Source organism: Mesorhizobium sp. WSM3626 (assembly GCF_000513935.1).
GTDB lineage: Bacteria > Pseudomonadota > Alphaproteobacteria > Rhizobiales > Rhizobiaceae > Mesorhizobium > Mesorhizobium salmacidum.
In genome coordinates this window covers 23,908-47,225 of the sequence record NZ_AZUY01000011.1, presented here as the reverse complement: position 1 = coordinate 47,225, position 23,318 = coordinate 23,908, and the positions used below count along the sequence as shown (strand labels likewise).

Sequence of the window (23,318 nt, the reverse complement as noted above, 5' to 3'; positions counted from 1 at the left end):
TGGTCGCGCGTTTGCCTATCTGCATGGTCGGCGAAGTATCCATCGGGAAATCAGGAAGTTGAGGATCGTCGTGACGGCAAGGGTCAGGAAGAACGCGACCGCGGTCTTCTGCAGGATGCTTCGCAGAAAGTGAAGACTCGCCAATCCGATCAGGAAGACGACAATGATCGAGCCCCCCATCGCCAGGCGATCGGCAAAACCGGTGCGTCCTCCGGGAAAGACACGCTCGGGATAGAACATCATGACGAACAACAGACCGGCCAGCCAGGCAATGGCATAGGAAAGACCTGAAGGCAGGACAACGAGGCCGGCAAAATAGATGAGGCTGGTCAAAGCTGTGTTGAGACCACCGGCGACGAGGAAGCGGACAGCGTCTGCGCGCATTCGGTCAGCGGCCATCCTGTCTGACTACGCTGAGGAAATCCGCATAATCCCTGATGTAGTCACTGGCGTCATAGTGATGCGAAGCCATGACCAGCAGGACCGTGTCTGGCTGGAATTTGTATTGGATTCCCCAGATGCCTGGCGGCATGTAGAGCCCGATCGACGGTTCGGCCAGTGAAACCTCTTTTCTGTCATGGCCGTTGTCGAGGACAACCGACAGCCGGCCGTGGGCCGCGATGAGGAATTGGTGGCATTCGCGATGCGCGTGCTCGCCTCTGACCTTATCGGAAGGCACGCCGTAGACCAGAAAGGAGCGTGCCGGTTTGAAGGGCAGGTTCGAACCGAACTCCAGCGGTGCGATCTCGCCGCGCAGGTCGCCAAAATGCGGCAGCCGCCAGAGTTCGCCGCCGCCGATGCCAAGCGGCATTCTTTCGCCGGGCGTATCGGGGAATGTCTGGGTCACTGTCGGCTGGATTTGCGGACCGGTCTGGTAGCCGATGATGATGGCTGGATTTCCGACCACCACGGCATTGGGGGGGACGTTTTTGGTCACCACCGCGCCGGCACCGATCATCGCCTGACGTCCGATGACTATGCCTGGCAGGATGGTCGCATTAGCGCCTATCGATGCGCCGTCCTCCACCGTCGTCAGAAGAAATGCCTCAGGATACTCTTTCGAGCGCGGGAAACGATCGTTGGTGAATGTCGCGTTTGGACCAACGAAAACGCGGTTCCCAAGGCGGAGGCCGTCCCACAATTGAACGCCACTTTTTATGGTCACGTCATCACCGATCACCACGTCGTTCTCGATGAAAACATGGTCACAAATGTTGCAGCCCGCACCGATAACGGCGCCCGGCAGAACGTGGGCAAACGCCCAGATGCGTGTTCCCTGGCCGATATGCGGACTTTCGCAGATGCCCTGCTCATGAACAAAAAATGCCTTGTCGGTCATTTCGATGTCCCCTCGACGACGCGGCTGATCACCCGGAGGGGCCGTGACTTGGTGTTTTCAACCGCCCGCCAGAGATAGCAGCCGAGAATGCCCTGGACCATCAGACTGGCCGATCCGAAGCCCACGATCAGCAGCACCAGCGTTGTGTAGCCGGCCGCGTCAATGTTGCCGAGCAACCGCGCCGCGACGGTAACGGCTGCAAACAGCAGGCTGAGCAGGCAGCCCGCAAAGCCCACCCAAAGGGTCAGAATTATCGGGAAGTCGGAGAACGAAAAGATGCTGTCCATCATGTATCTGAACCGACGGGCCATGCTCCAGGCACTCGTTCCGTGCTCTCGTTCGCGGCGGCGATAGGGCACGAATTCCCGCCTGAAGCCGACCCAGAACAATTGTACGACAAGCGAGGAGTTGGGCTCCTCGATGGACAGGATCGCTTCCAGCACCTGGCGGTTGCAGGCAAAAATATCGACCCCGCCGCTTGGCATGCTGGGCAGGACGAGCCTGCGGTAGGCCGCCCAGAACGCTTTCGACAAAAACCGTGTGATCGGCGGATCATTGCGGCCGGTCCTGCGTCCAAATACGACGTCGGCGCCATCCTTATCCAGGATCGAAAAGAACTCCACGATCAGTTCCGGCGGCTCCTGGAGGTCGGCGGCCATGGCGGCGACATGATCGCCAGAAGCATGCTCGAGACCGGTTCGAATGGCGGTGAAAGAGCCGAAATTCCGGCTGTGAAAGATGATCTTGTAGTCGAAGCCGGAGGTCTTCAGCGCATTGAGAAGCAAGGGCCCCGATTCATCCGGCGACCCATCGATGACGAAGACGAATTCGATATCGCCCCCATATCTGGCATGAAAATTGGCGACCGCCTGCATCAGGGAGGGGATATTCGCCTGATTGCGGTAGATCGGAAAAACGATCGAGCGTGTCGTCACATTGCCTCCCATTGGGCGAGCGCCAGACAGACCTGGTCGACCTCGTCATTCGTCATGTCGGGATAGCATGGCACGGTGCAGAGACGGTTTACGCTGGCCCTTGAGACCACCAGATTTTCGGTTCCTTTCATCGGCAGTCCTGCCCAGCCGACCTGGTCGCAGTCAAGGACGGGGTAGTGGATCTCGGTATCGACGCCACGCTCCTTCATGAAAATCCTGAACGCATCGCGCTCGTCGCACAGGGCGACGGCAAGGTGCGCGACCGCGCCGTCACCGCCTTCCACGAACTGCAGCCGCCGCCCGGCGGCCGACTTGTAGCGGCCCAGAATAGCACGGCGCTGTTCGTTTCTATCGCCCAGATCATGCAGAAAGACATCAAGAACGGCCGCCTGGACCTCATCCATGCGGGAATTCCGGCCATAGGGTACGCCGACATGGTATTTTGAAATCCAGCCATATTGCTGCAGCCGCCGTACATGTTCGGCGATCGCCGGGTCCGACGTCAGAATGGCGCCTCCGTCACCCGCCGCGCCAAGATTCTTGGTCGGGTAGAAGCTGAAAGTCGACACGTCCGCGAGTGAACCCGCCACGCGCCCGCCGATACGTGCGCCATGCGCCTGCGCACAATCCTCCACGATCGGAATATGTGAGAGCCCGGCCTCGGCGAGCGCGCTCTTGATGGCACCGACATCGACGACGCCGCCATAAAGATGCGTGACCACGATGGCAGCGGTATCGGTGCCGGCCGCGGCCAGCACCGATGAAACGCTGATCAACTGGCTGGCTGCCTCGACGTCGACATAGTGGGGGACAAGGTCGTTGTGCCAGCAGGCGCAACTTGCGTAGCCGCCGGCATTGGCAGCCATGATGACTTCGCGTCCCCGAGCGCCATTGCGTGCGACAACCGCGGCCAAGGCCAGTTCGAGAGCGTCCGTTCCGTTGGCCACAAGAACGCAATCCGAGACGCCGATGAAGCCCGCAAAGTTGGCGGCAAATTTCTTGCCCATCGCGCCATTGAGCCACCATCCGGAGCGCAGTGTGCTTGTTACTTCACGTTCAATTTCGACCTGGTATCGTTGATACAGTCGCTTGAGGTCGTTCATCGGGACGGAATCTTGTTTCGTCATCGGCGACTCAATGGCTGAATCTGTTTTTCACTTCGAGAGTGGTCGCTGGACACAACTCTTGGCAAGCTGAATTAATGCTGTTGTCAAGAAACCGCGACCTCCATTGCAGAACGCGATACGCCGGCTGCGCGACAGGTTGATTGACCGCGGCCAGGCTCGTCTCGACGGACCCCTTACCGCCTTTTCAGCAAACTCTTCATCCGGTTGCGCAGCAGTCGCGCCATGTTGCGGGTCTCGCGGTAGAGGTGCAACTGGGAGGCGGCCTGGCGGGCGAGGCGGTCGGCGTCGCGAGTCAACCCGATCACCAGCGTGCCGACCGGCTTGCGCTCGCTCCATAGCCGGCTCATCACCGGGTGATCGGGCACGGTGCAGGAATCGGTCATCATGATGTTGGGGTCTTCGAGATGCTGCCTGGTGACCTCGATCATCAGCAGCGTGCCGGGCGAATAGACGGCCAGCGTCTCGTCATAGGCTGTCTTCCAGGTGTAGGCGACGCCGGCCTCGATGAAGACGATCAGGCAAGCGATGGTGCGGCCGTCGAGCGTCAGCGAATGAATGCGGCACATGTCCTGTTCGGCCAGCCGGTGCACAGCCTCGCGGGCGAAGGCGGCGCGGAAGCGGTCGATCGCCATGGCGGTGCGCTCGCGGCCTTTCCAGCCGGACGCTTCCAGCGTCAGGAAGTGCTCGATGGCGTGGCGGATTTCCTCGGGGCCGCGTGCCACGACATGTTCGAGCTTGCCGAGATCGCCGAGGCGCCGCTTCAGGCGGCGAAACTCGCGATAATGGTGCGCGCGCAGCGAAGCCTTCAGATAGTCGTCGCCGTCGAGTTCGCTCTCCAGCACCGGGCGTGAGGTCTGGCCCGTGGTGACCAGCATCAGGCCGCGCGTCTCGGCCACGGTGCCGATCAGGCTCGCCACCGGACCGTCCAGCCTGATGTCGGGCAGGACCATGACTTTCGGCAACTTCAAATGCGGGCGCGACAGCATCGAGAAGAAATCCTCGACCACGCCGACCGGATCGTCGCGGTCGATCAACGGCGTGCCGAGCGGACCGAACGGGCTCGACCATGTGCGCATGACCGGCACGCCCAGCGGCACCACCGGCCGTTCCACCGAGATCGGCACCAGCAGGCGCAGCCGGTTGCGGTATTCATCACCGTCGCGGATCACTGCAAGGCGCACCTCGCGGTCTTCCAGCCGGGGCATGGCCGGCGCCAGGAAGCGTGGGTTGAAGAAGACGTTCGGCTCGATCGTGCGGGCGCAGAGATAATCGAGTTCCTCGACCAGGTCGAAGCCGGCCGATGCCGGGTAGATCGCGAGTTTGCGCTCGGGCCGGTTGTTGGCGAGGATCTCGATATGGGCCGGATCGGCGTCGCGCGCCAGCCCGGCAAGGCCGGACACCATGGCGCCGGCGGAACCGCCGCTGGTTTCCTCGAGCAAGGGGATGGCGGCCATCAGGCGGCTCCTTTGGCTGGCACGAAGATCGCCATGACGATGCCGAGCTTGTGCCGGACCGTGAAGGACAGCGCGCCGGCCTCGAAGATCATGGCGAAGGCGGTGGCCACGGCCGCGCCCNACAGGCCGAAAAACGGGATCAGCACCACGATGAGCCCGATGTTGAAGGCCAGTGTCACGGCATGGACGGCTGCGCGGACATTCTGGTTGCCGCTCATGGCGAGCAGGCTTTCGCAAGGACCGACGGCGGCGCGAGCCACGACGCGCTCGTCAGCGGTAAGCAGCACGGCGTCGATGCGGTCAAGCAGCGGCCCCAGCGCCAAACGCTGCGGCAAGAACCGCCCGGCAGTCGTGGCCGCGGAAAAGCGCACCCCGATTTCTCTCCGTTTTCCGCCTCTTTTCAGGCTTTGGTGTAGCGAAGACACCTTAAGAAACGGTTGGGTGGGGAGCTTTCTTCTACCCGTCACTATACGGGGAGAAGGTGCCGGCAGGCGGATGAGGGGCGGCGCCGGCTTCGGAGATTTACGTCGGGAAGGTTGGAGGAATCCGCCTACAGGCGAGCCGCGGTTGCGAAGTCATCTCCAGGTGGAGACATCAGACAAAATCGCAAGCCTCGGCGCCGCCCTCATCGCGGCCCTTCGGGCCACTTTCTCCCCGTGAAACAGGGAGAAGGAAAGAGCCGCGCCGCTACGCGAACGCGCCGTGGCAGTGCTTGTATTTCTTGCCGGAGCCGCAGGGGCAGGCTTCGTTGCGGCCGACCTTGCCCCAGCTTGCGGGGTTGTTCGGGTCGCGATCTTCGGGCGCGACAATGGCGGTTGTGTCGGGGCGGACCAGAAGGGCGGTCTCGCCGCCATCATTCTCGCCGGTGGTGCCGTCGATATGCGTGCCGAACATGTCGGGCGCTTCGGGCGGTGGGGCTTCGGCGGCCTGGCGGACCAGTTCGACGCGCATCAGCTGCGCGGTGACGGCCTGGCGCAGATTGCCGAGCATCGCCTGGAACAGCTCGAACGCCTCGCTCTTGTATTCCTGCAGCGGATCGCGCTGGGCGTAGCCGCGGAAGCCGACCACCGAACGCAGATGGTCGAGATTGACGATGTGCTCGCGCCACAGATGGTCGAGCGTCTGCAGCACCACCGAGCGCTCGACATAGGTCATCACCTCGGGGCCGAAACGGTCGGCGCGCTCCTTGGCGGCGTCGGCGGCGGCGGCGGAGATGCGCTCGCGGATGTCGTCCTCGGCGATGCCTTCTTCCTTCACCCAGTCCTCGACCGGCAGGTCGAGATTGAGGAATTCGGCGACCTCGGCCTTCAGGCCCGCGACGTCCCACTGCTCGGCATAAGCGTTTTCGGGTATCGCCTTGGCGACGATCTCGTCGATGACGCCTTCGCGCATCTCGCCGATGGTTTCCGAGAGGCCTTCGCCGTCCATCAGCTCGATGCGCTGCTCGAACACCACCTTGCGCTGGTCGTTGGAGACGTCGTCATATTTCAACAGGTTCTTGCGGATGTCGAAGTTGCGCGCCTCGACCTTCTTCTGCGCCTTTTCCAGCGCCTTGTTGATCCACGGGTGGATGATCGCCTCGTCTTCCTTGAGGCCGAGCTTCTGCAGCATGCCATCCATGCGCTCGGAGCCGAAGATGCGCATCAGGTCGTCCTGCAGCGACAGGAAGAATTTCGAGCGGCCGGGGTCGCCCTGGCGGCCCGAACGACCTCTGAGCTGATTGTCGATGCGGCGTGACTCATGGCGCTCGGTGGCGAGCACGTAAAGGCCGCCGGCGGCCAGCGCCTTTTCCTTCAGGCGCTCGACGTCGGCATAAATCTCCTTTTCACGCGCCTCGCGCTCGGGACCCTCCGGCATGTCGCCCAGCTCGTCGGCGATGCGCATCTCGGCATTGCCGCCGAGCTTGATGTCGGTGCCGCGGCCGGCCATGTTGGTGGCGATGGTGATGGCGCCGGGCTTGCCGGCCTGGGCGACGATCGCTGCCTCGCGCTCGTGGTGACGGGCGTTCAGCACCTCGAAATCCGTGAAGCCTTCCTTGCGCAGGCGCTCGGCCAACTGCTCGGACTTCTCGATCGACGTCGTGCCCACCAGCGTCGGCTGGCCCTTGGCGCTGGCTTCGCGGATCTCCCGGACGATCGCCTTGTACTTCTCCTCGACCGTCCGGTAGACCTCGTCGTCCTCGTCCTTGCGGATAACGGGCAGGTTGGTCGGGATCTCGGTGACTTCGAGACCGTAGATGTTGCCGAATTCCTCGGCCTCGGTCAGCGCCGTGCCGGTCATGCCGGAAAGCTTCTTGTAGAGGCGGAAATAGTTCTGGAAGGTGACGGAGGCGAGCGTCTGGTTCTCCGGCTGGATCGCCACATGTTCCTTGGCTTCGAGCGCCTGGTGCAGGCCTTCCGAATAGCGGCGGCCCGGCATCATGCGGCCGGTGAACTCGTCGATGATGACGATCTCGCCGTTGCGCACGATGTAGTCCTTGTCGCGCTGGAACAGCCGGTGCGCCTTCAGCGCGTTGTTGACGTGATGGACGATGGCGACGTTCTCGACGTCGTAGAGCGACTCGCCCTTGAGCAGGTCGGCATCGCGCAGCATGTTCTCCAGCTTCTCGGTGCCTTCCTCGGTGAAGATCGAGGTCTTCTGCTTCTCGTCGATTTCATAATCCTGCGGCTGCAGCTGGATGATGAAGGTGTCGATGGTGTTGTACATTTCCGAACGGTCCTCGAGCGGACCGGAAATGATCAGCGGCGTGCGTGCTTCGTCGACCAGGATGGAATCGACCTCGTCGACGATCGCGTAATTGTGACCGCGCTGCACCATCTGGGCGCGCTCATACTTCATGTTGTCGCGCAGATAGTCGAAGCCGAGCTCGTTGTTGGTGGCGTAGGTGACGTCGGAGGCGTAGGCGACGCGGCGCTCCTCGTCCGACAGGCCGTGGACGATGACGCCGACCGAAAGGCCAAGGAATTTGTAGACGCGGCCCATCCATTCGGAGTCGCGGGTGGCGAGATAGTCGTTGACGGTGACGACATGGACGCCATTGCCGGCAAGCGCGTTGAGATAGACCGGCAGCGTCGCGACCAGGGTCTTGCCCTCGCCGGTGCGCATCTCGGCGATGCCGCCATTGTGCAGCACCATGCCGCCAACCAGCTGGACGTCGAAGGGGCGCATGCCGAGCACGCGGCGCGCCGCCTCGCGGGCGGTCGCGAAGGCAGGGATCAGCAGGTCGTCAAGGCTGGCGCCATTGGCGATGTCCTGGCGGAATTTTTCCGTGCGGCCGGCAAGCTCGGCGTCGGAGAGTGCCCGCATCTCGTTTTCCATGGCGTTGATCGCCTCGACGCGGGGGCGGGTCGATTTGACCCGACGGTCGTTGGAGGAACCGAAAACCTTACGGGCGAGACCGCCGAGACTGACCATCCAATGGTCCTTTCGATAGAATTCTCAATCTTGAGACAGGCGCCGGCCGGCCCCATCACATCCACGTGAACGCACCGCCTGAATGCGGGCAAACACAAAAAGCGCCCGGAAAACGGTTCTGGACGCCAAGTCGATGGACAGATAAGAGGGGGCTCAACTGATGTCAACGCCGCGCTGGCCCTGCCGGTCGCGCCAAATTCCGCCACAATCTGGCTGATCTGGAAGCCGCCCTCCTTACAATCCCTCACCGGAGTCATCCTTATGTCCTTGTTGTTCAGCCGTGCGTCGCTTGCCAGCCTTGGCCTTGCCCTGGGCCTGTCGGCTCTTTGCCTGTCGCCATCGATGGCGCAGGAGACCGCTCCCGCACCGGCTGCCCCGGCGGATGCGGCCGCACCGGCCGCGGCGCCGGTCGACCCGAATACCGTGATCGCCACCGTCAATGGCCAGCCCTTGACCGAAGCCGATCTGGTGCTTGCCGAGGGCGAACTGTCGCAGCAGTTCGCGCAGTTGCCGCCCGAGCAGCGCCGCGCCGCGGCCCTTTCGGCGGCCATCGAAATCCGCGTCATGGCCGCCCAGGCGGTCACCGCTGGCCTCGACAAGGATCCCGACTTCCAGCGCCGCATGGCCTTCCTGCAGCAGCGCGCGCTGCATGGCGAAATGGTCGAGAAGGGCGTCGTCGACAAGGTCACCGACGCCGAGGTTCGCGCCCGCTACGACCAGGAAATCGCCAACACGCCGCCGGTCAACGAGGTGCATGCCCGTCACATCCTCGTGAAGACGAAGGAAGAGGCCGACGCGATCATCAAGCAGCTCGACGGCGGCGCCGACTTCCAGAAGCTCGCCAACGAACACACCAGCGATCCCTCAGGCAAGTCCAATGGCGGCGACCTCGGCTGGTTCGGACCTGGCCAGATGGTGCCGGAGTTCGACAAGGCGGCGTTCGCGCTCGATGTCGGCAAGTATACCGAGCAGCCGGTCCAGTCCCAGTTCGGCTGGCACGTCATCAAGCTCGAGGACAAGCGCGCCAAGCAGCCGCCGGCCTTCGACGAGGTCAAGGACCAGGCCAAGCAGGCTGTCATCCGGGACAAGTATTTCGCACTGGTCAAGTCGCTGCGCGCTGGTGCCAAGATCGAGATCCCCGACGCCAAGCTGAAGAAGGCCGTCGATACGCTGGAAAGCGCCAAGTAAGCCCGAACAGCTTCGAAAAGGGCGCGGCAGCCGAAAGGCGCCGCGCCCTTTTTTCTTTGGCACTTGCCAGCGGTGCCTACCTGCCGGGCGCTGCTATGCCTTGCAGGAGATATCGAACCACCTTGCGGATCGTCGCTTCGGGTTCGCCGAGCCGGTTGGTCAGGAGATGCCGCCAGGCGTAGGAAGCCACGAGATCGGTGACCACGGCCGGATCGATGTCGCTGTCGATCTCGCCCCTTGCGTTGGCGCGTTCGATGATCTGGCGGGTGTGGGCCCGGCGTCCGCCAGCATAATCGGCAAGGGCTTCGGCGGCGGTTTCATCCGACTGCGCCTCGGCGATCAGGGACCTGAACACGCTGCCCGACGATGTCTCGCGCCAGTGCGAGAACAGGTTCATCAAAAAGCCGACGAGGTCCTCCTCCAGTTTTCCCGTATCGGGAACGTCGACGCGCTTCTGGCGCTGATAGACCTCCAGCAGCAGCGCCGCCTTGCTTGGCCACCAGCGATAGATAGTCGGCTTGCCGGCGCGTGCGCGCCGCGCCACCGCTTCGATCGAGAAACCGGCATAACCGGCCTCGACAAGGACTGCCTCGGCCGCCTCCAGTATGGCGTCCGCACTGTCGGGATTGCGCCGCGCACCGATCGATTTGCGCGCCGTATCAGCCTCCTCGGCCATTCTTGTCGTCCTCATTTGAATTCGCTGGCAACGATAAGCGATCCGGCGATGAAACGAAACGACCCGTTTTGTGACGCAGGGGCGCCGCAGTCATCAAGCGGTGTCTCACATCGCCCGCGATGTCTCTGACACGACGCGCCATCCCTTATCGGTCTTGACCAATTCCAGCGTCACCCGCGCCTTGCCGGCCACAGGTGCCGCGGACTTGTCCTTTGGCCTGTAGTCGTAGTTCATGGCAAAGACGGCCTGGGCGCTGCCCTCGCCAAGCGGTGTGACCTCCAGGCTGCCCGGTTCGAGGCCGAGCGACCACGAGGCCCATTGCGCGAACCAGTCGCTCTTCACCTTCACAAGCGTCTCGGCATCGTAAGGCGTGCCGAAGATGGTGGCCGATGGTCCGTAAAGCCGGCGGACGGCGGTGCGCATGTCCTTGACGTCCGGCGACAGGTAGTCGTCGCGCAGGAATTTCTCGATCGCGCTTTTGTCGTTGCCGACCGAACGCTCGAGCGTAGCCACTTGCGTCGAGGGCGCGGGTGGGGTGGCCGGCGCAGGCGTTTTTTCCGGTCCTTCGCCGGGCACAAATTCGAAGCGTTCGAGCAGCGAACCCTGCTCCCAGGGGCGCTGGGCATCGCGGGTTTGCGAAACCACGTCGCGGCGCACCGCGATCATCATGTCGTTGATGCTCTGGCCGGGTTCGGCGATGTGGCGCAGCAGGGCCTGGGCGAAGGGCGAGTTGCGCCCGCTACCGTCCATGGCGACAGCACCCGGCGCGGTCGAAAAGGCGATGAATGAGCCGCGCGTCGAATCGAACTGCGCCAGACCCGCCAGCGCCGCCGCGGAGCGGGTGGAGGCGGTGCGGCTCAAGCTGCGGGCAAACGGGTTGTTGCGACAGGCATCGAGAAAGACCAGGCTGACCTTGGTCTGTTGTTCCATGATGTCGAGGACTTCGTCGATCGGCACTGCTTCGAGCTGCAGCTTCACCGGCATGTCGAGCCTGGCATCGACCGGCACGATATAGTTGCGGCCTTCGACCTGCAGGCCGTGGCCGGCATAATAGAAAAGCCCGACGCCGGCACCTTCGAGCGCATCTGAGAACTCGCCAATGCTGCGTTCAAGCGCGCGCTTGCCGAGATCGTTGCCTTCGATGACCTCGAAGCCGATGGAACGCAGCTTGTCGGCGATGTCGAGCGCGTCGTTGACGGGATTGGCCAGCGTGCCGGCCTCGGCATAGGTGCCGTTGCCGATGACGAGCGCCACGCGCCGCGCCGGCTCGGCGTCGGCGCGCAGCAGCAAAAGCCCCAGAAATGCCCAAGCGAGGATCGCAAGCCTGCCCATGGGGAGGATCATAGCGCCATGGACCCTGGTGACGCCAACAGATTTGAAATGCAAGCTTGATCCTGAACGTGTTTGCCCTGGCGGGAGCGACGAAAACGGCGCTTGCACCGGCGCGCCGTATCGGGCAAACCGGCCTTCCCCTTGCGATTTTCCCGCCCGAGGTTCCATGTCCACGACGATTTCGCCGCTCGCGCCAAAGAAATACCCCAAAATGCCGGAAATCGAAGGGGTGCGCATCGCCACCGCCGAAGCGGGAATAAAGTACAAAAACCGTACGGATCTCCTGGCCATGGTGTTCGACGCCGGCACCGCGGTCGCCGGCGTGTTCACCAAGTCGAAATGTCCCTCGGCGCCGGTCGATTTCTGCCGGCAGAACCTTGGCACCGGCAAGGCGCGGGTGCTGGTCGTCAATTCCGGCAACGCCAACGCCTTCACCGGCAAGAAAGGCCGCGAATCGACCGCGCTGACGGGCCAAGCAGCGGCCAAGGCGGCCGGCTGCACGGCAGCTGAGGTTTTCCTCGCCTCGACCGGTGTCATCGGCGAGCCGCTCGACACGACCAAGTTCAGCCATCTGCTCGCCGGGCTGGTCAGCGACGGCAAGCCGGACCTGTGGACCGAGGCGGCAAAGGCCATCATGACCACCGATACCTATCCGAAGGTCGCGACGCAGACGGTCAAGCTCGGCGACGCCGATGTCACCATCAACGGCATTTCGAAGGGCGCCGGTATGATCGCGCCCGACATGGCGACGATGCTGTCCTTCATCGCCACCGACGCGCCGATCGCGGCACCGGTCCTGCAGGACCTGTTGTCGCGCGGCACGGCCAAGACGTTCAACGCGGTGACCGTCGACAGCGACACCTCGACCAGCGACACGCTGCTGTTGTTCGCCACCGGCAAGGCGGCAAAGCGCGGCGCGCCTGAAATCACCGATCCAAGAGATGCCCGCCTTAGCCAGTTCCGTCGGGCGCTCGGCAAGGTGCTGAAGTCGCTGGCGCTGCAGGTGGTGCGCGACGGCGAGGGCGCCCGCAAGCAGGTCGAGGTCACCGTCACCGGGGCCAAGTCGGCCCGCTCGGCCAAACGCATCGCGCTGTCGATCGCCAATTCGCCGCTGGTGAAGACCGCGGTCGCCGGCGAGGACGCCAATTGGGGCCGCGTTGTCATGGCCGTCGGCAAGGCCGGCGAGCCCGCGGATCGCGACCGGCTGTCGATCTGGTTCGGCGACAACCGGCTGGCGCATGAGGGCGAGCGCGACCCCGGCTATTCGGAAGAGGCGACCTCGGCCTACATGAAACGCGACGACATCCGCATCCGCGCCGATATCGGCATCGGCCGTGGCAAGGCGACGGTTTGGACCTGCGATCTCACCAAGGAATATGTCGCCATCAACGGCGACTACCGGAGCTGATTGCCTTGGGTTCGCGTCATCCTGCAAGCATGCTCGCGACAGTGCGCCGCTACGAGGCGGCCGGCTTTCGCGCCTGGCCCGCGGCCGCCGTTCATTATGACGGCACGTGGGTGGTGCGCCTGACCGCCGGCCATCCGGCCAAGCGGCTGAACTCGGTCAATCCGCTCGATCCCGGCGACATCCAGCACATCGCCGACCGCATCGGTCGCGCGAGCCGCCGTTTCGATGCCTATGGCCGGCCGTTGACGTTCCGCATGTCGCCACTCTCCGGGCCCGATCTTGCCAGCCATCTCGACAAGGAGGGCTGGAGCCGGTTCGACGAATCGCTCGTCATGCGGCTGCCGTTGGCCGACGCGCATCTCGACGCCGCCATGGACCAGATCCCGCTCAAGGACATTAGCCGCTTCATCGGCGCATTGCTCAAGGTCAGCGGCTCTGACGTATCGCTGCGGCCGGGCCTGTCGGAGATCATCGGCGCTATCCAGCCCGAGGCCGGGCTGTTCGCGCTCGAGGATGGGGCGGAGCCGCTGGCGACGCTGATCTGCGTGCATGACGGCGATCTGGCCGGCCTGTTCGAGGTCGCCACCGACAAGGCGGCGCGCAACAAGGGTCACGGCCGCAACCTGATCCTGTCGGCGCTGAAATGGGCGAGGCTGCGCGGCGCGCGGGAAGCCTGGCTGCAGGTCGAGGCGGGTAACGCGCCGGCGCTGGCGCTCTACCGCGCGCTCGGCTTCGAGGAAGTCTATCGCTATCATTACCGCCGGCCGCCCGGACATGAATGATGTGATATCCAGCGGCAAGCGCCTGCTCCTGGTCGCCGCTTGCGCGCTGGTCGATGCCGACGGTCGCGTGCTGCTGGCGCAGCGGCCGCAAGGCAAGCAACTTGCCGGCCTCTGGGAGTTTCCCGGCGGCAAGGTCGAAGCCGGAGAGACGCCGGAACAATGCCTCATCCGGGAACTGCATGAGGAGATCGGCATCGAAACCGAGATCCCATGCCTGGCGCCGCTGACCTTCGCCAGCCATTCCTATGACGACTTCCATCTGCTGATGCCGCTGTTTGTCTGCCGCCGCTTCCGCGGCATCGCCCAGCCGAGGGAAGGGCAGGCGCTGAAATGGGTGCGGCCGAAACAGATGCGCGACTATCCGATGCCGCCGGCCGACGCGCCATTGATCCCCTTCCTGATCGATCTCCTCTGAGAGCTGATTGGACCACGGTCCATGTCGGTTCAGCGTTAATGGAAGATTTATCTCATCATGAAAAATTGATGGATGGCCGTTCTGGTACGGCCGCCGCCATGCGCTGGGGAGCGATAGAATGAGCCTGGACAGGGATTGGGATACGATCCGGCCCGACCGCGGTTTTCGTGCCGCCGATGCCGGCATGGGCGTCCTGCGGATCACGTTGCTGTTCGGATCGGCCGCGGTGGCGCTGGCGCTGATCGCGACCCCCTTCCTCGACAGTCAGACGCGCTCGCAATCGGCCCGCGAAGATTTCCCCGGCCTCGACATGACGGCTACGGGTTCGATCAGTCATCGCAGCACCTATACAGTGCGCCGCAGCGTGCTGCAGGCCGAGCCCGGCGGGGTCTGCATTATCCGCTCCGACGGCAAAAGCAGTGGCGACTGCTGACAAGGTTAAGACATTTCCGAAAGGCGGCGATTTCATCGCCTGTTAAGCCTGTGCCGTTAACCTTTCTTAACAGGTCGGCGGTAGGGTTGCGGCAAGAGGGATGAACGTGATGAAAACAGTGCTGCTACGCTTTCTGAAGGACGAAAACGGGGCCACGGCCATCGAATATGGCCTGATCATTGCCGTGCTGTCGCTGACGATCGTCAGCGGCATCAGTCAGGTCTTCAACGCGATCACTTGGTTGTTCAGCGACAATTCCAGTAGACTTGCCAACGCCTTCGCCCAGTAGGGCGGTCATTGTTTGATAGAACCGCTGGACCGCTCTAACTCCTGTTTTCACGCAATTCCGCAAGGCAAAGCGCTACGCGTTTTCCCGGGGAAAACCGCTACGCGGTTTCCTGGATTGCTCTGGGGCTGATGCCCGCGAACGGGTCAGTGTCCTTCAGGCTTCTCTAATATCGTCTTTAGCGAAACCTTGGCGGAACCGGGCTTCAGCGGCTTTTGCTGCGACGCGTCGGGCGCCCAGCCGGACATCCAGACAATCGAGAAGCTTGCCCTGATGCGACCATCGGAGTCGGAAAAGCGTTCGGCGTAGATTTCCGCGGCGCGGGCAAACAGCCTTCGTGACCCCGGCCGCCGGCTGCGGTCGGTAAGCGCGGTGGTTTCGCCCATGGCACGCAGATCGGCCATAAGCGCAAACAGGTCGGCATAGCGCACGGTCACCGTCTCGACGTCGGCGACCGGCAGTGCGAAACCGGCGCGCTGCAGCAGTGCGCCGGCATCGCGCACATCGGTAAACGGGATGACGCGCGGGCTGGCGCCACCGTAGAGTTCGGTCTCCGCGGCAAGCAGGCTTTCGCGCAGTTCCGCAAGCGTGCCCGCGCCTGCGAAGGCGCCAAGGAAAAGTCCGTCCGGCCGCAGGGCGCGGCGGATCTGGATCAGCATGCCCGGGATGTCGTTCATCGTCTGCAGCGACAAAAGCGACACCACCAGATCGAGATCCTGCGGCTCGAACGGCACGGTCTCCAGCGGCGCAATCAGGCCGGCGGCACCATTCAAGAAAACCGCGTCTGCCTCGACACGGGCGATGTCGGCTACCTTGCCGCTCCGCGCAAGGACGTCGGCCGCGGCCGAGGTCTGGCAAAACAGCACCGCCGCCTTGGCGAACCTACGCTCGACGGCGCCCAGCCGGTCGGCAAGGTCCTCGACGGCGCGATGCATGAGGAAGTCGGCACCGTCAACCGGATGGATGAGCGCACGCCGCTTGTGCGCCAGCCACAGGGAGGTATCCATTATAGGTTGCAAGGGATGGGTCCTTGTATATCCGCGCCCATATGGTTCGTATGGTGGCGACGAGAAACCAACCACGTGGCCGATCCGATGCCCAAGATCAAGTCCGAGGAGATCAGGAAGCTGGCCGGGTCGGCAGCCCGGTCGGCTCTTGGCTGGCCGGCGCGTATCCTGTTTCCGCCGGTCTGCGCCGGTTGCCGCCGGCAGGTGTCGCAGCCCGGCGTGCTGTGCGGCGCCTGCTGGCCGAAGCTGCGGCTCCTGGAGCGGCCCTGGTGCCCGGTAATGGGCACGCCGTTCACCCATCACATGGGCGAGGGTTTTCTGTCGGCGGAGGCGATCGCCGATCCGCCGCCCTTCGAGCGGGCGCGGGCAGCGGTCGCCTATTCCGGCGTCGCCCGCCAGATGGTGCAAGGGCTGAAATACCAGGATCGCACCGATCTCGCTCCCTGGATGGCGCGCTGGATGGTCCGCGTGGGCGCCGACCTCATCGCCGACGCGGATGTGGTGGTGCCTGTGCCGCTGCATTGGCGCCGTTTTTTCAGGCGGCGGTTCAACCAATCGGCGGAACTGGCGCGCGCGGTTTGCGAGCTCAGCGGGCTATCTTTCGCGCCTTCCGCCATGCATCGCGTGAAACTCACCCGCCAGCAGGTGGGGCTGGAGCGGCAGGAGCGCGAGGAGAACGTGCGCGCCGCCTTTCGCGTGCCAGCCGAGGCCGAGATCGAGATTGCCGGCCGCAGGGTGCTTCTGATCGACGATGTCTACACCACCGGTGCCACCGTGCGTTCCGCCACCAAGGCGCTGAAAAAGGAAGGTGCCGCCGCCGTCGACGTGCTGACCTTTGCCCGCGTGTTGCCGGGGGACTTCCGGGCGGACGAGTCCGCGACTATATAAGTCGGCAACGGAAGCGGAATTCGTCATGGTCGATGTCACGATTTATACGCGCATGATGTGCGGCTACTGCACGGCGGCCAAGCGGCTGCTGGAGCGCAAAGGCGTCGCCTATACCGAGCACGATGCGTCCTTCTCGCCGGAACTGCGCCAGGAGATGATGTCGCGGGCTCACGGGCGCACGACCTTTCCGCAGATTTTCATCGGCGACACGCATGTCGGCGGCTGCGACGACCTCCATGAACTGGAGGCGGAAGGCCGGCTGGACAAACTGCTCGCCAACGGCGCGTCGATTTGAGGGTGTGAGAATGGGTGTCTTCAAGGCAGCGGCAGTGCAGATGCGTTCAGGCGAGAGCCCCGAGCGCAATGCGGCCGATATGGAGCGGATGGTGCGCGAGGCGGCAGTCCAGGGCGCGACCTACATCCAGACGCCGGAGATGACCGGCGCGCTGATCCGCGACAGGCAAGCGCGTGCCGCCTCCTTCACCTCCGAGGACAAGGACATCATCGTCTCGACGGCGCGCAGGCTGGCGCGCGAACTCGGCGTGTTCCTGCATATTGGCTCGACTGCCATCCTGCGCGCCGACGGCAAGCTCGCCAACCGCGCGCTCCTGTTCGGACCCGATGGCGCGACGCTCGCCACCTACGACAAGGTCCACATGTTCGACGTCGATCTCGATAATGGCGAGAGCTGGCGTGAATCGGCCGCCTACGAGCCCGGCACAGAGGCCGTCGTCACCGGGATCGGGGGTGCGAAGCTCGGCTTTGCCGTCTGCTACGATCTGCGTTTTCCGCAACTGTTCCGCGCCGAGGCGATGGCCGGCGCCGACCTGCTTTCCGTGCCGGCCGCCTTCACCCGCCAGACCGGCGAGGCGCACTGGCATGTGCTACTCAGAGCACGCGCCATCGAGAACGGCGCCTTTGTCGTAGCCGCCGCGCAAGGCGGTCTGCACGAGGACGGCCGCGAGACCTATGGGCATTCGCTGATCGTCGATCCGTGGGGCCGCATCATCGCGGAAGCCGCGCATGACGAACCTGACGTGATCGTTGCCGAGATCGACCCGGCGCAGTCGATTGCCGCGCGCAAGAAGATCCCCAATTTGAAAAATGCGCGGGATTTCACCATCAACGCCGGCGAGGCGCCGCGTCTCAGGGGTGCCGCCTCTTGATCCGCTTTTCCCTCATCTGCGAAAACGAGCACCAGTTCGAGGGCTGGTTTCGCAGCAATGACGATTTCGACACGCAGAAGAAGCGCGGCTTTGTCGATTGCCCCAGCTGTGGCTCGCACAAGGTCGAGAAGGCCCTGATGGCGCCCGCCGTTTCCACGGCCCGCAAGCAGGAAACCATAGCACTTGCCATGGGCGAGGCGCAGAAGCAGGCCATGGCACAACTGAAGGCGATGGCCGAGAAGGTGCGCGAGAATGCGGACTATGTCGGCGACAAGTTCGCCGAGGAAGCGCGCAAGATCCATTTCGGCGAAACCGATGCCCGCGGCATCTATGGCGAGGCGACGCTGGAAGAGGCCAAGGGCCTGGCCGAGGACGGCGTCGATTTCATGCCGATCCCGGTGTTTCCGGACGACCGGAACTAGCTAGCAATTAGCTTACGCTGCCGATCAGTTTTTCCAGCAGACGCGAAAGTGTTTCTCGTTCGGTTTGTGTCAGGCCGGACAGGATCTGGTGCTCATTGGCCACGTGGGCGGCAACAGCTTCGTCGATCAAGGCGAACCCCTTTTCGGTCAACCGCACGACGATGCCGCGCCGATCGTTGGGGTGTGGCGCGCGCTGGATCAATCCGGATGTTTCGAGCCGATCCAGCCTGTTGGTCATGGCGCCGGAGGTCACCATCGTCGCCTCGTAAAGCGCTGTCGGGGTCAGCGCGTAAGGCGAGCCTGAGCGGCGCAGCGTCGCCAGCACATCGAACTCTCCCGCCTGCAGTCCGAAACGGGCAAAGAGCGGCGCAAGGCGATCGCGGGCGATCAGCGCGGAGACCTCATTCAAGCGCCCGATCACCGCCATCGGCGACACGTCCAGGTCCGGTCGTTCCCGCTGCCATTGCTCGATGGCTTTCCCAGCACGGTCCATCTATCTCACCGTAATGTATCTTGACGCTAAGAATCTTCCCGCTATCTTACCCGAAGATGCAATACCGGCCAAGGGCCGCACGCGACAGGGCTCGATGATGAAGCTTCTCTGGGATTCGGCGCTCGGCCTGCTGGTCGTCACCGGCGGCCTGCTTGGCCTGACGCTGCCTTTCGGCAAGCTCGCCACGGCGGCCGGCGTGCCGGCCATGGTCTGGGCCTTCGTCATCTCGCTCGGCGCCGGCGGTGTGCTTCTCGTCGTATTGCTGCTGCGCGGCCAGCGCATCCGGCTCACCGGGCACAAACTGCGCTATTTCTTCGTCACCGCCGCGGTGTCTTATGCCGTCCCCAATCTCCTGATGTTTTCGGCCATTCCGCATCTGGGCGCCGGCTACACCGGCATCATGTTCACGCTGTCGCCGGTCATCACGCTGGTGTTTTCAATCCTGCTCGGTGTGCGGCGCCCCAACATGCTGGGCATCATCGGCATCGCCGTCGGCTTCGTCGGCGCGGTCATGGTGGCGGTGACGCGCGGCGAGGCCGGCCAGCCGGCCGAAATCTTCTGGGTCGTCCTGGGCCTGCTCATTCCTGTCAGTCTCGCTGCCGGCAACATCTACCGCACCATCGACTGGCCGGAAGGAACCGGTCCTATCGAACTCGCGGTCGGCAGCCATCTGGCGTCCGCGACGATGCTGCTCGTCGGCATCCTGATCTTGCTTGGCGGCAAGGCCTTCATCCAGCTCGGCACCGTGCCGCTCACCGTGGTGGCGCAGATGGCCTCGGCATCGGCGATGTTTGCTTTCTTCTTCCGGCTGCAGGCGGTGGGGGGTCCGGTCTATCTCAGCCAGATCGGCTATGTCGCGGCGGCCGTCGGGCTGTTTGCCGGTACGATCTTCCTTGGCGAACACTATCACCTGCTGACCTGGATCGGCGCCGTCATCATCACCGCCGGCGTGTTCATCACCACCAAGGCGCAGAGCCAGAAAGCCTGACGGGTTCGGGCTTATTTCGCCGGCGTCGCCGCCGGTTCGGACTGTGGCTATCGGCGGCGGCTGAGGATTGGCCGTTCAGACCGATCCCTTTTCCGCCAGCACCATGTAGTTGACGTCCATGTCCTTCGAACGCGACCAGCGGTCGGCAAGCGGATTGTAGGTGACGCCGGTGCGGTCGATGATGGTCAGGCCGGCGCCGCCCAGCGCCTTTTCCAGCTCTTCCGGGCGCACCAGCTTGCCGAACTGATGGGTACCGCGCGGCAGCCAGCGCAACACATATTCGGCGCCGATGATGGCCAGGCCGAGCGCCTTCAGCGTGCGGTTGATGGTGGCCACGAACATGATGCCGCCGGGCTTGACCATCTCGCCGCATTTGGCGACGAACAGGTCGATGTCGGCGACATGTTCGACCACTTCCATGTTGAGGATGACATCGAATTTCTCGCCGGCCTCGGCGAGATATTCTGCCGTCGTGGCGCGATAGTCGATGCTCACATTGCCTTCGGCGGCATGCAGTTTCGCCACTTCTATGTTTGTTTCGGAGGCGTCCGCTCCGACCACCTCGGCGCCGAGCCGCGCCATTGGCTCGCACAAAAGCCCGCCGCCGCAGCCGATGTCGAGGATACGCAGGCCCTCGAACGGCCGCGCTGCGCGCGGGTCGCGGCCGAAGCGCGCCGCGATCTGATCGCGGATATAGGAAAGCCGGATTGGGTTGAATTTGTGCAGCGGACGAAACTTGCCGTTCGGGTTCCACCATTCGGCGGCAAGGGCGGAAAAGCGTTCCACTTCTCCGGCATCGATCGTCGATCGTCGGGGCTCAGGCATCGGTTGGTCTCCTCGGACGCTAGGAAGTCGGGCGTGAGGCATCGAATGTCAAGGCAACATTTTCCCCTGCTGACATCGCGGCGCTCCATGTCAGGCCGTGTCAGCTGCCGCGCATCGCCATGAAACACGATCGGCCTCGCGGACGAATGAGAAGCATCGTTTTGAACCAGAGGAGTGAGCGATGACAGCGACGCCGGTTTCGATCCTTTGGCGGAGGCTTGACCTCGAAGGGCATGACGGATGCCTGCTTTCGCGGACCGATAGCGGTCACAGCCTCGAGGGGCAGGCCATCTTCATCCAGGACGACAAGCCATGCTGCCTTGCCTATCGGGTAGACTGCGATACCGGTTGCGTACCCAGTCGGCGCGCGTCGACGGCTTTGTCGGCAGTCGCAGGCTGCATTATACAATCGAACGGGATTCCGGCGGCCGGTGGATGCTGAACGGCGAACCGCAGCATGATGTGACCGGTCTTATCGACGTCGACCTCGGTTTCACGCCCGCGTCGAATCTGCTTGCGATCCGCCGGTTCGATCTTGGCATCGGCGCAACGACGCCCGCTCCGGCTGCTTACCTGACCTTTCCCAGACTGGAACTGGTGCGTCTCGAGCAGACCTATCGGCGTCTTGATGAGACGCGCTACGCCTACGCCGCGCCCTTATTCGGCTATGACGAAATCCTCGGCGTCTCGCCGCACGGCTTTGTTGTCGACTACCCCGGCCTATGGACAAGCGTGACTGCGTCAGGATGATGCGAGTTCCGGCGCCGCCTATTTCGTGTCCAGCACGTCGCGCAGCTTCGCTGCCAGTTGATCGATGGTGAACGGCTTGGCCAGGAAGTGCACGTCATGGTCGAGCACGCCGTTGTGGACCACGGCGTTCCTTGTGAAGCCGGTGGTGAAGACGACTTTCAGCCCGGGCTGGCGCGCGAGCGCTTCCTCGGCGAGCTTGCGGCCGTTCATCACCGGCATGACGATGTCGGTGAAAAGCAGGGCGATGCCGGGTGTCGCGGCGAGCTTCTGAAGGGCCTCCTGTCCGCCTGCCGCGTGGATGACGGTGTAGCCGAGTTCGCGCATGACGTCCGTCGTGGAAGCCCGCACGCGGGCGTCGTCCTCGACGACGAGGATCGTCTCGGTGACCGTGGCGGCACCCTTGTCGCGCCCGGCTGGAACCGCCGGCTCCTCAGGTCCGAAAAGTCGGGGCAGATAGATCTTGATCGTCGTGCCTTCGCCGGGCTCAGAGTAGATCTTGACGTGGCCGCCCGACTGTTTGACGAAGCCGAACACCTGGCTCAGCCCAAGCCCCGTGCCCTTATTGACCGGCTTGGTCGTGAAGAAGGGCTCGAAGGCCCTGGTGATGATGTCAGGCGACATGCCCGCACCGGTGTCGGTAACCGCGATCATCACGTATTGGCCAGGCGCGACGTCAGCGTGCGTCGATGCATAGGCCTCGTCGAGGTGGCTGTTGACGGTCTCGATGGTCAGCTTGCCGTCATTGTCCATGGCATCGCGGGCATTGACGGCCAGATTGAGGATCGCGTTCTCGAGCTGGTTGGGATCGGCGTGGATTTTCCACAGGCCGCCCGCCAGCACGGTTTCGATGCGGATGCCTTCACCCAGGGCACGGCGCAGAAGATCGGACATGCCGGTCAACAGCCGGTTGGTGTCGACAACCTGCGGCGCCAGAGGCTGCAGACGGGAGAAGGCAAGCAGGCGGGAGGTCAGATTGGCCGCACGGCTGGCCGCGTCCGTCGCGGCCTCGACGAGCTTTTCAATGTCATGTTCGCCCCGCTTCAGCTTGCGCTGGGCAAGGTTCATGGCGCTGAGGATGACCGCCAGCATGTTGTTGAAGTCGTGGGCGATCCCACCGGTCAACTGCCCGACGGCTTCCATCTTCTGCATCTGGCGTATCTGGGATTCGGCATTTTCACGCGTCTGGATCTCATTGCCGAGCTCGATGTTCTTGCGCATCAGCTCTTCCTGGGCGAGGAGCACCTCGCGGAAGCGGCGGCGGGATTGACGAATGGTGTAGACACCAAGCAGGAAAATCCCCAGCAACGCAGCCAGCGAGCCGATGCGCAACCAGGCCTCGACCCGATCGGTATGCTCGTCGCGCGCGGCTACCGCGGCGGCGCCGATACGCCGGATCGTATCCATGCTGGCGCGGATTTCGTCCATGGCTGACTTGCCCTGGCCGCTGCGGACCAGTTGCAGGGCCTTTGCCGCGTCGCCTCGATCATAGAGGGCGATCGTCTGGGACAGCACAGCCTGCTCTTGCGAAAGCGCTTGCTTGATGTGGCTGATCTGCTGGACGATCTGATCATCGGGAGCGGTCGCGCTCTCGATCCGCGCCAGTTGTCCAGGAATTGCCTCGATGGCCTTCCGATAAGGCTCCAGATAGGATTTTTCACCTGTCAGCAGGTAGCCGCGCTGACCACTCTCGGCGTCTTGCGCCAGTGAAAGCAGCCCGGAAAGCTGCTCCTGGTATTCAATTGTCTCGCGCGCGGCGGCACGATTGGCCCTCTGGCTCTCGACGAGCACGGCACGGGCGCCGACGATCAGCGCCAGCGCGGCGAAGCCGGCGATAATCGGGAGCGATTGCAGTCGCATGGCGCGCCGAAGACGAGCAATCATCTGTTATGCCGAACCAAGAGGAATTCCCGCGGGCAGCATTTGGTAAGCGGCACCGGCCTGGAAGGCAATATGTCGTGTTGTTACGCAATCCGCCGTCAGCCTTGCGAAA

25 protein-coding genes and 1 pseudogene are annotated in these 23,318 nt (G+C 63.6%); 13 read left to right on the top strand and 13 right to left on the bottom strand.

Features of this window, described 5'->3' with window-relative positions; all coding sequences use genetic code 11:
- Positions 1-15: 15 nt before the first annotated feature.
- The 7 genes and pseudogenes from M653_RS0111260 to secA all read right to left on the bottom strand — a co-directional run bounded on the left by M653_RS0111260 (position 16) and on the right by secA (position 8,269).
- Complete coding sequence (locus tag M653_RS0111260) at positions 16-384, bottom strand: GtrA family protein (protein WP_198028765.1); 369 nt, start codon at positions 382-384, stop codon at positions 16-18.
- 4 nt (positions 385-388) lie between these two features.
- Positions 389-1,339 (bottom strand): WxcM-like domain-containing protein, encoded by a 951-nt coding sequence (locus M653_RS0111255; protein WP_027143447.1) that lies wholly within the window; start codon positions 1,337-1,339, stop codon positions 389-391.
- On the bottom strand, positions 1,336-2,274 hold the full coding sequence (locus M653_RS0111250; RefSeq protein WP_198028764.1) for a glycosyltransferase family 2 protein: 939 nt from the start codon (positions 2,272-2,274) through the stop codon (positions 1,336-1,338). The genes M653_RS0111255 and M653_RS0111250 overlap by 4 nt, the downstream gene beginning before the upstream one ends.
- The gene (locus M653_RS0111245) at positions 2,271-3,377 is read right to left on the bottom strand and encodes a DegT/DnrJ/EryC1/StrS family aminotransferase (protein ID WP_245262106.1); all 1,107 of its coding nucleotides are present in this window, start codon (positions 3,375-3,377) and stop codon (positions 2,271-2,273) included. The genes M653_RS0111250 and M653_RS0111245 overlap by 4 nt, the downstream gene beginning before the upstream one ends.
- A gap of 197 nt (positions 3,378-3,574) precedes the next feature.
- Positions 3,575-4,855, bottom strand: a complete 1,281-nt coding sequence (locus M653_RS0111240) for a GNAT family N-acetyltransferase (protein ID WP_027143444.1) — start codon at positions 4,853-4,855, stop codon at positions 3,575-3,577.
- Positions 4,855-5,118, bottom strand: a pseudogene (locus M653_RS0111235) (polysaccharide biosynthesis C-terminal domain-containing protein); the annotation flags it as partial. The gene M653_RS0111240 and the pseudogene M653_RS0111235, both read right to left, overlap by 1 nt.
- A gap of 424 nt (positions 5,119-5,542) precedes the next feature.
- Complete coding sequence (secA, locus tag M653_RS0111230) at positions 5,543-8,269, bottom strand: preprotein translocase subunit SecA (protein ID WP_027143442.1); 2,727 nt, start codon at positions 8,267-8,269, stop codon at positions 5,543-5,545.
- A gap of 261 nt (positions 8,270-8,530) precedes the next feature.
- Between secA and M653_RS0111225 the strand changes: the two genes are divergently transcribed.
- Entirely contained in the window at positions 8,531-9,457 is a 927-nt protein-coding gene (locus M653_RS0111225; protein WP_027143441.1) for a peptidylprolyl isomerase, read from the top strand.
- A gap of 76 nt (positions 9,458-9,533) precedes the next feature.
- On the opposite strand, the gene M653_RS0111220 is transcribed toward M653_RS0111225, so the two are convergent.
- Together M653_RS0111220 and M653_RS0111215 are read right to left on the bottom strand one after the other, a co-directional pair.
- A complete protein-coding gene (locus M653_RS0111220; protein ID WP_027143440.1) occupies positions 9,534-10,133 on the bottom strand; it encodes a TetR/AcrR family transcriptional regulator in 600 nt (199 codons plus the stop codon).
- Between the two features lie 105 nt (positions 10,134-10,238).
- Positions 10,239-11,519 carry a caspase domain-containing protein gene (locus M653_RS0111215; RefSeq protein WP_245262094.1) on the bottom strand — a complete coding sequence of 427 codons (1,281 nt, stop codon included), beginning with the start codon at positions 11,517-11,519 and terminating at the stop codon, positions 10,239-10,241.
- Between the two features lie 112 nt (positions 11,520-11,631).
- Between M653_RS0111215 and argJ the strand changes: the two genes are divergently transcribed.
- The 5 genes from argJ to M653_RS0111190 all read left to right on the top strand — a co-directional run bounded on the left by argJ (position 11,632) and on the right by M653_RS0111190 (position 14,792).
- Positions 11,632-12,873, top strand: a complete 1,242-nt coding sequence (gene argJ / locus M653_RS0111210) for a bifunctional glutamate N-acetyltransferase/amino-acid acetyltransferase ArgJ (protein WP_027143438.1) — start codon at positions 11,632-11,634, stop codon at positions 12,871-12,873.
- 29 nt (positions 12,874-12,902) lie between these two features.
- On the top strand, positions 12,903-13,655 hold the full coding sequence (locus M653_RS0111205; RefSeq protein ID WP_027143437.1) for a GNAT family N-acetyltransferase: 753 nt from the start codon (positions 12,903-12,905) through the stop codon (positions 13,653-13,655).
- Positions 13,648-14,070, top strand: coding sequence for a (deoxy)nucleoside triphosphate pyrophosphohydrolase (locus tag M653_RS0111200; protein WP_027143436.1), 423 nt, complete (start codon positions 13,648-13,650; stop codon positions 14,068-14,070). Before M653_RS0111205 ends, M653_RS0111200 begins: the two co-directional genes overlap by 8 nt.
- A gap of 118 nt (positions 14,071-14,188) precedes the next feature.
- The gene (locus tag M653_RS0111195) at positions 14,189-14,503 is read left to right on the top strand and encodes a hypothetical protein (protein WP_027143435.1); all 315 of its coding nucleotides are present in this window, start codon (positions 14,189-14,191) and stop codon (positions 14,501-14,503) included.
- Positions 14,504-14,612: 109 nt separating this feature from the next.
- Positions 14,613-14,792 carry a Flp family type IVb pilin gene (locus M653_RS0111190; protein ID WP_027143434.1) on the top strand — a complete coding sequence of 60 codons (180 nt, stop codon included), beginning with the start codon at positions 14,613-14,615 and terminating at the stop codon, positions 14,790-14,792.
- Between the two features lie 143 nt (positions 14,793-14,935).
- Here the strand turns inward: M653_RS0111190 and M653_RS0111185 are convergent, their stop codons facing one another.
- Positions 14,936-15,808, bottom strand: a complete 873-nt coding sequence (locus M653_RS0111185) for a methyltransferase domain-containing protein (RefSeq protein ID WP_027143433.1) — start codon at positions 15,806-15,808, stop codon at positions 14,936-14,938.
- 63 nt (positions 15,809-15,871) lie between these two features.
- Between M653_RS0111185 and M653_RS0111180 the strand changes: the two genes are divergently transcribed.
- From M653_RS0111180 to M653_RS0111165, 4 genes are read left to right on the top strand one after another with little or no spacing between them, the layout of a single operon-like run.
- Positions 15,872-16,684, top strand: a complete 813-nt coding sequence (locus M653_RS0111180) for a ComF family protein (protein WP_027143432.1) — start codon at positions 15,872-15,874, stop codon at positions 16,682-16,684.
- 25 nt (positions 16,685-16,709) lie between these two features.
- The gene (grxC, locus tag M653_RS0111175; protein WP_027143431.1) at positions 16,710-16,979 is read left to right on the top strand and encodes a glutaredoxin 3; all 270 of its coding nucleotides are present in this window, start codon (positions 16,710-16,712) and stop codon (positions 16,977-16,979) included.
- Between the two features lie 10 nt (positions 16,980-16,989).
- Complete coding sequence (locus M653_RS0111170; protein WP_027143430.1) at positions 16,990-17,850, top strand: carbon-nitrogen hydrolase family protein; 861 nt, start codon at positions 16,990-16,992, stop codon at positions 17,848-17,850.
- A complete protein-coding gene (locus M653_RS0111165; protein WP_027143429.1) occupies positions 17,847-18,272 on the top strand; it encodes a DUF1178 family protein in 426 nt (141 codons plus the stop codon). Before M653_RS0111170 ends, M653_RS0111165 begins: the two co-directional genes overlap by 4 nt.
- Before the next feature lie 7 nt (positions 18,273-18,279).
- On the opposite strand, the gene M653_RS0111160 is transcribed toward M653_RS0111165, so the two are convergent.
- The gene (locus M653_RS0111160) at positions 18,280-18,765 is read right to left on the bottom strand and encodes a MarR family transcriptional regulator (protein WP_027143428.1); all 486 of its coding nucleotides are present in this window, start codon (positions 18,763-18,765) and stop codon (positions 18,280-18,282) included.
- Between the two features lie 97 nt (positions 18,766-18,862).
- On the opposite strand from M653_RS0111160, the gene M653_RS0111155 reads away from it, so the two are divergent.
- Entirely contained in the window at positions 18,863-19,753 is an 891-nt protein-coding gene (locus M653_RS0111155; protein WP_027143427.1) for a DMT family transporter, read from the top strand.
- A gap of 75 nt (positions 19,754-19,828) precedes the next feature.
- On the opposite strand, the gene ubiG is transcribed toward M653_RS0111155, so the two are convergent.
- Positions 19,829-20,578 (bottom strand): bifunctional 2-polyprenyl-6-hydroxyphenol methylase/3-demethylubiquinol 3-O-methyltransferase UbiG, encoded by a 750-nt coding sequence (ubiG, locus tag M653_RS0111150; protein WP_027143426.1) that lies wholly within the window; start codon positions 20,576-20,578, stop codon positions 19,829-19,831.
- A 181-nt stretch (positions 20,579-20,759) separates the two neighbouring features.
- Here ubiG and M653_RS1000000137585 point away from each other — a divergent pair, with 181 nt between their 5' ends.
- Both M653_RS1000000137585 and M653_RS1000000134365 read left to right on the top strand, forming a co-directional pair.
- Positions 20,760-21,020 carry a putative glycolipid-binding domain-containing protein gene (locus tag M653_RS1000000137585; protein WP_245262093.1) on the top strand — a complete coding sequence of 87 codons (261 nt, stop codon included), beginning with the start codon at positions 20,760-20,762 and terminating at the stop codon, positions 21,018-21,020.
- Complete coding sequence (locus M653_RS1000000134365) at positions 20,927-21,328, top strand: putative glycolipid-binding domain-containing protein (protein ID WP_245262092.1); 402 nt, start codon at positions 20,927-20,929, stop codon at positions 21,326-21,328. The genes M653_RS1000000137585 and M653_RS1000000134365 overlap by 94 nt, the downstream gene beginning before the upstream one ends.
- Positions 21,329-21,346: 18 nt before the next feature.
- On the opposite strand, the gene M653_RS0111140 is transcribed toward M653_RS1000000134365, so the two are convergent.
- Positions 21,347-23,185, bottom strand: coding sequence for a CHASE3 domain-containing protein (locus M653_RS0111140; protein WP_027143425.1), 1,839 nt, complete (start codon positions 23,183-23,185; stop codon positions 21,347-21,349).
- Between the last annotated feature and the right edge of the window lie 133 nt (positions 23,186-23,318).

Excerpts from the sequence above, each read along its gene's own strand:
- M653_RS0111260 (WP_198028765.1), bottom strand. The coding sequence starts at position 384 with ATGCGCGCAGACGCTGTCCGCTTCCTCGTCGCCGGTGGTCTCAACACA.
- M653_RS0111255 (WP_027143447.1), bottom strand. The coding sequence starts at position 1,339 with ATGACCGACAAGGCATTTTTTGTTCATGAGCAGGGCATCTGCGAAAGT.
- M653_RS0111245 (WP_245262106.1), bottom strand. The coding sequence starts at position 3,377 with ATGAACGACCTCAAGCGACTGTATCAACGATACCAGGTCGAAATTGAA.
- M653_RS0111240 (WP_027143444.1), bottom strand. The coding sequence starts at position 4,855 with ATGGCCGCCATCCCCTTGCTCGAGGAAACCAGCGGCGGTTCCGCCGGC.
- secA (WP_027143442.1), bottom strand. The coding sequence starts at position 8,269 with ATGGTCAGTCTCGGCGGTCTCGCCCGTAAGGTTTTCGGTTCCTCCAAC.
- M653_RS0111225 (WP_027143441.1), top strand. The coding sequence starts at position 8,531 with ATGTCCTTGTTGTTCAGCCGTGCGTCGCTTGCCAGCCTTGGCCTTGCC.
- M653_RS0111220 (WP_027143440.1), bottom strand. The coding sequence starts at position 10,133 with ATGGCCGAGGAGGCTGATACGGCGCGCAAATCGATCGGTGCGCGGCGC.
- argJ (WP_027143438.1), top strand. The coding sequence starts at position 11,632 with ATGTCCACGACGATTTCGCCGCTCGCGCCAAAGAAATACCCCAAAATG.
- M653_RS0111205 (WP_027143437.1), top strand. The coding sequence starts at position 12,903 with ATGCTCGCGACAGTGCGCCGCTACGAGGCGGCCGGCTTTCGCGCCTGG.
- M653_RS0111200 (WP_027143436.1), top strand. The coding sequence starts at position 13,648 with ATGAATGATGTGATATCCAGCGGCAAGCGCCTGCTCCTGGTCGCCGCT.
- M653_RS0111195 (WP_027143435.1), top strand. The coding sequence starts at position 14,189 with ATGAGCCTGGACAGGGATTGGGATACGATCCGGCCCGACCGCGGTTTT.
- M653_RS0111190 (WP_027143434.1), top strand. The coding sequence starts at position 14,613 with ATGAAAACAGTGCTGCTACGCTTTCTGAAGGACGAAAACGGGGCCACG.
- grxC (WP_027143431.1), top strand. The coding sequence starts at position 16,710 with ATGGTCGATGTCACGATTTATACGCGCATGATGTGCGGCTACTGCACG.
- M653_RS0111170 (WP_027143430.1), top strand. The coding sequence starts at position 16,990 with ATGGGTGTCTTCAAGGCAGCGGCAGTGCAGATGCGTTCAGGCGAGAGC.
- M653_RS0111160 (WP_027143428.1), bottom strand. The coding sequence starts at position 18,765 with ATGGACCGTGCTGGGAAAGCCATCGAGCAATGGCAGCGGGAACGACCG.
- M653_RS0111155 (WP_027143427.1), top strand. The coding sequence starts at position 18,863 with ATGAAGCTTCTCTGGGATTCGGCGCTCGGCCTGCTGGTCGTCACCGGC.
- ubiG (WP_027143426.1), bottom strand. The coding sequence starts at position 20,578 with ATGCCTGAGCCCCGACGATCGACGATCGATGCCGGAGAAGTGGAACGC.
- M653_RS1000000137585 (WP_245262093.1), top strand. The coding sequence starts at position 20,760 with ATGACAGCGACGCCGGTTTCGATCCTTTGGCGGAGGCTTGACCTCGAA.
- M653_RS0111140 (WP_027143425.1), bottom strand. The coding sequence starts at position 23,185 with ATGCGACTGCAATCGCTCCCGATTATCGCCGGCTTCGCCGCGCTGGCG.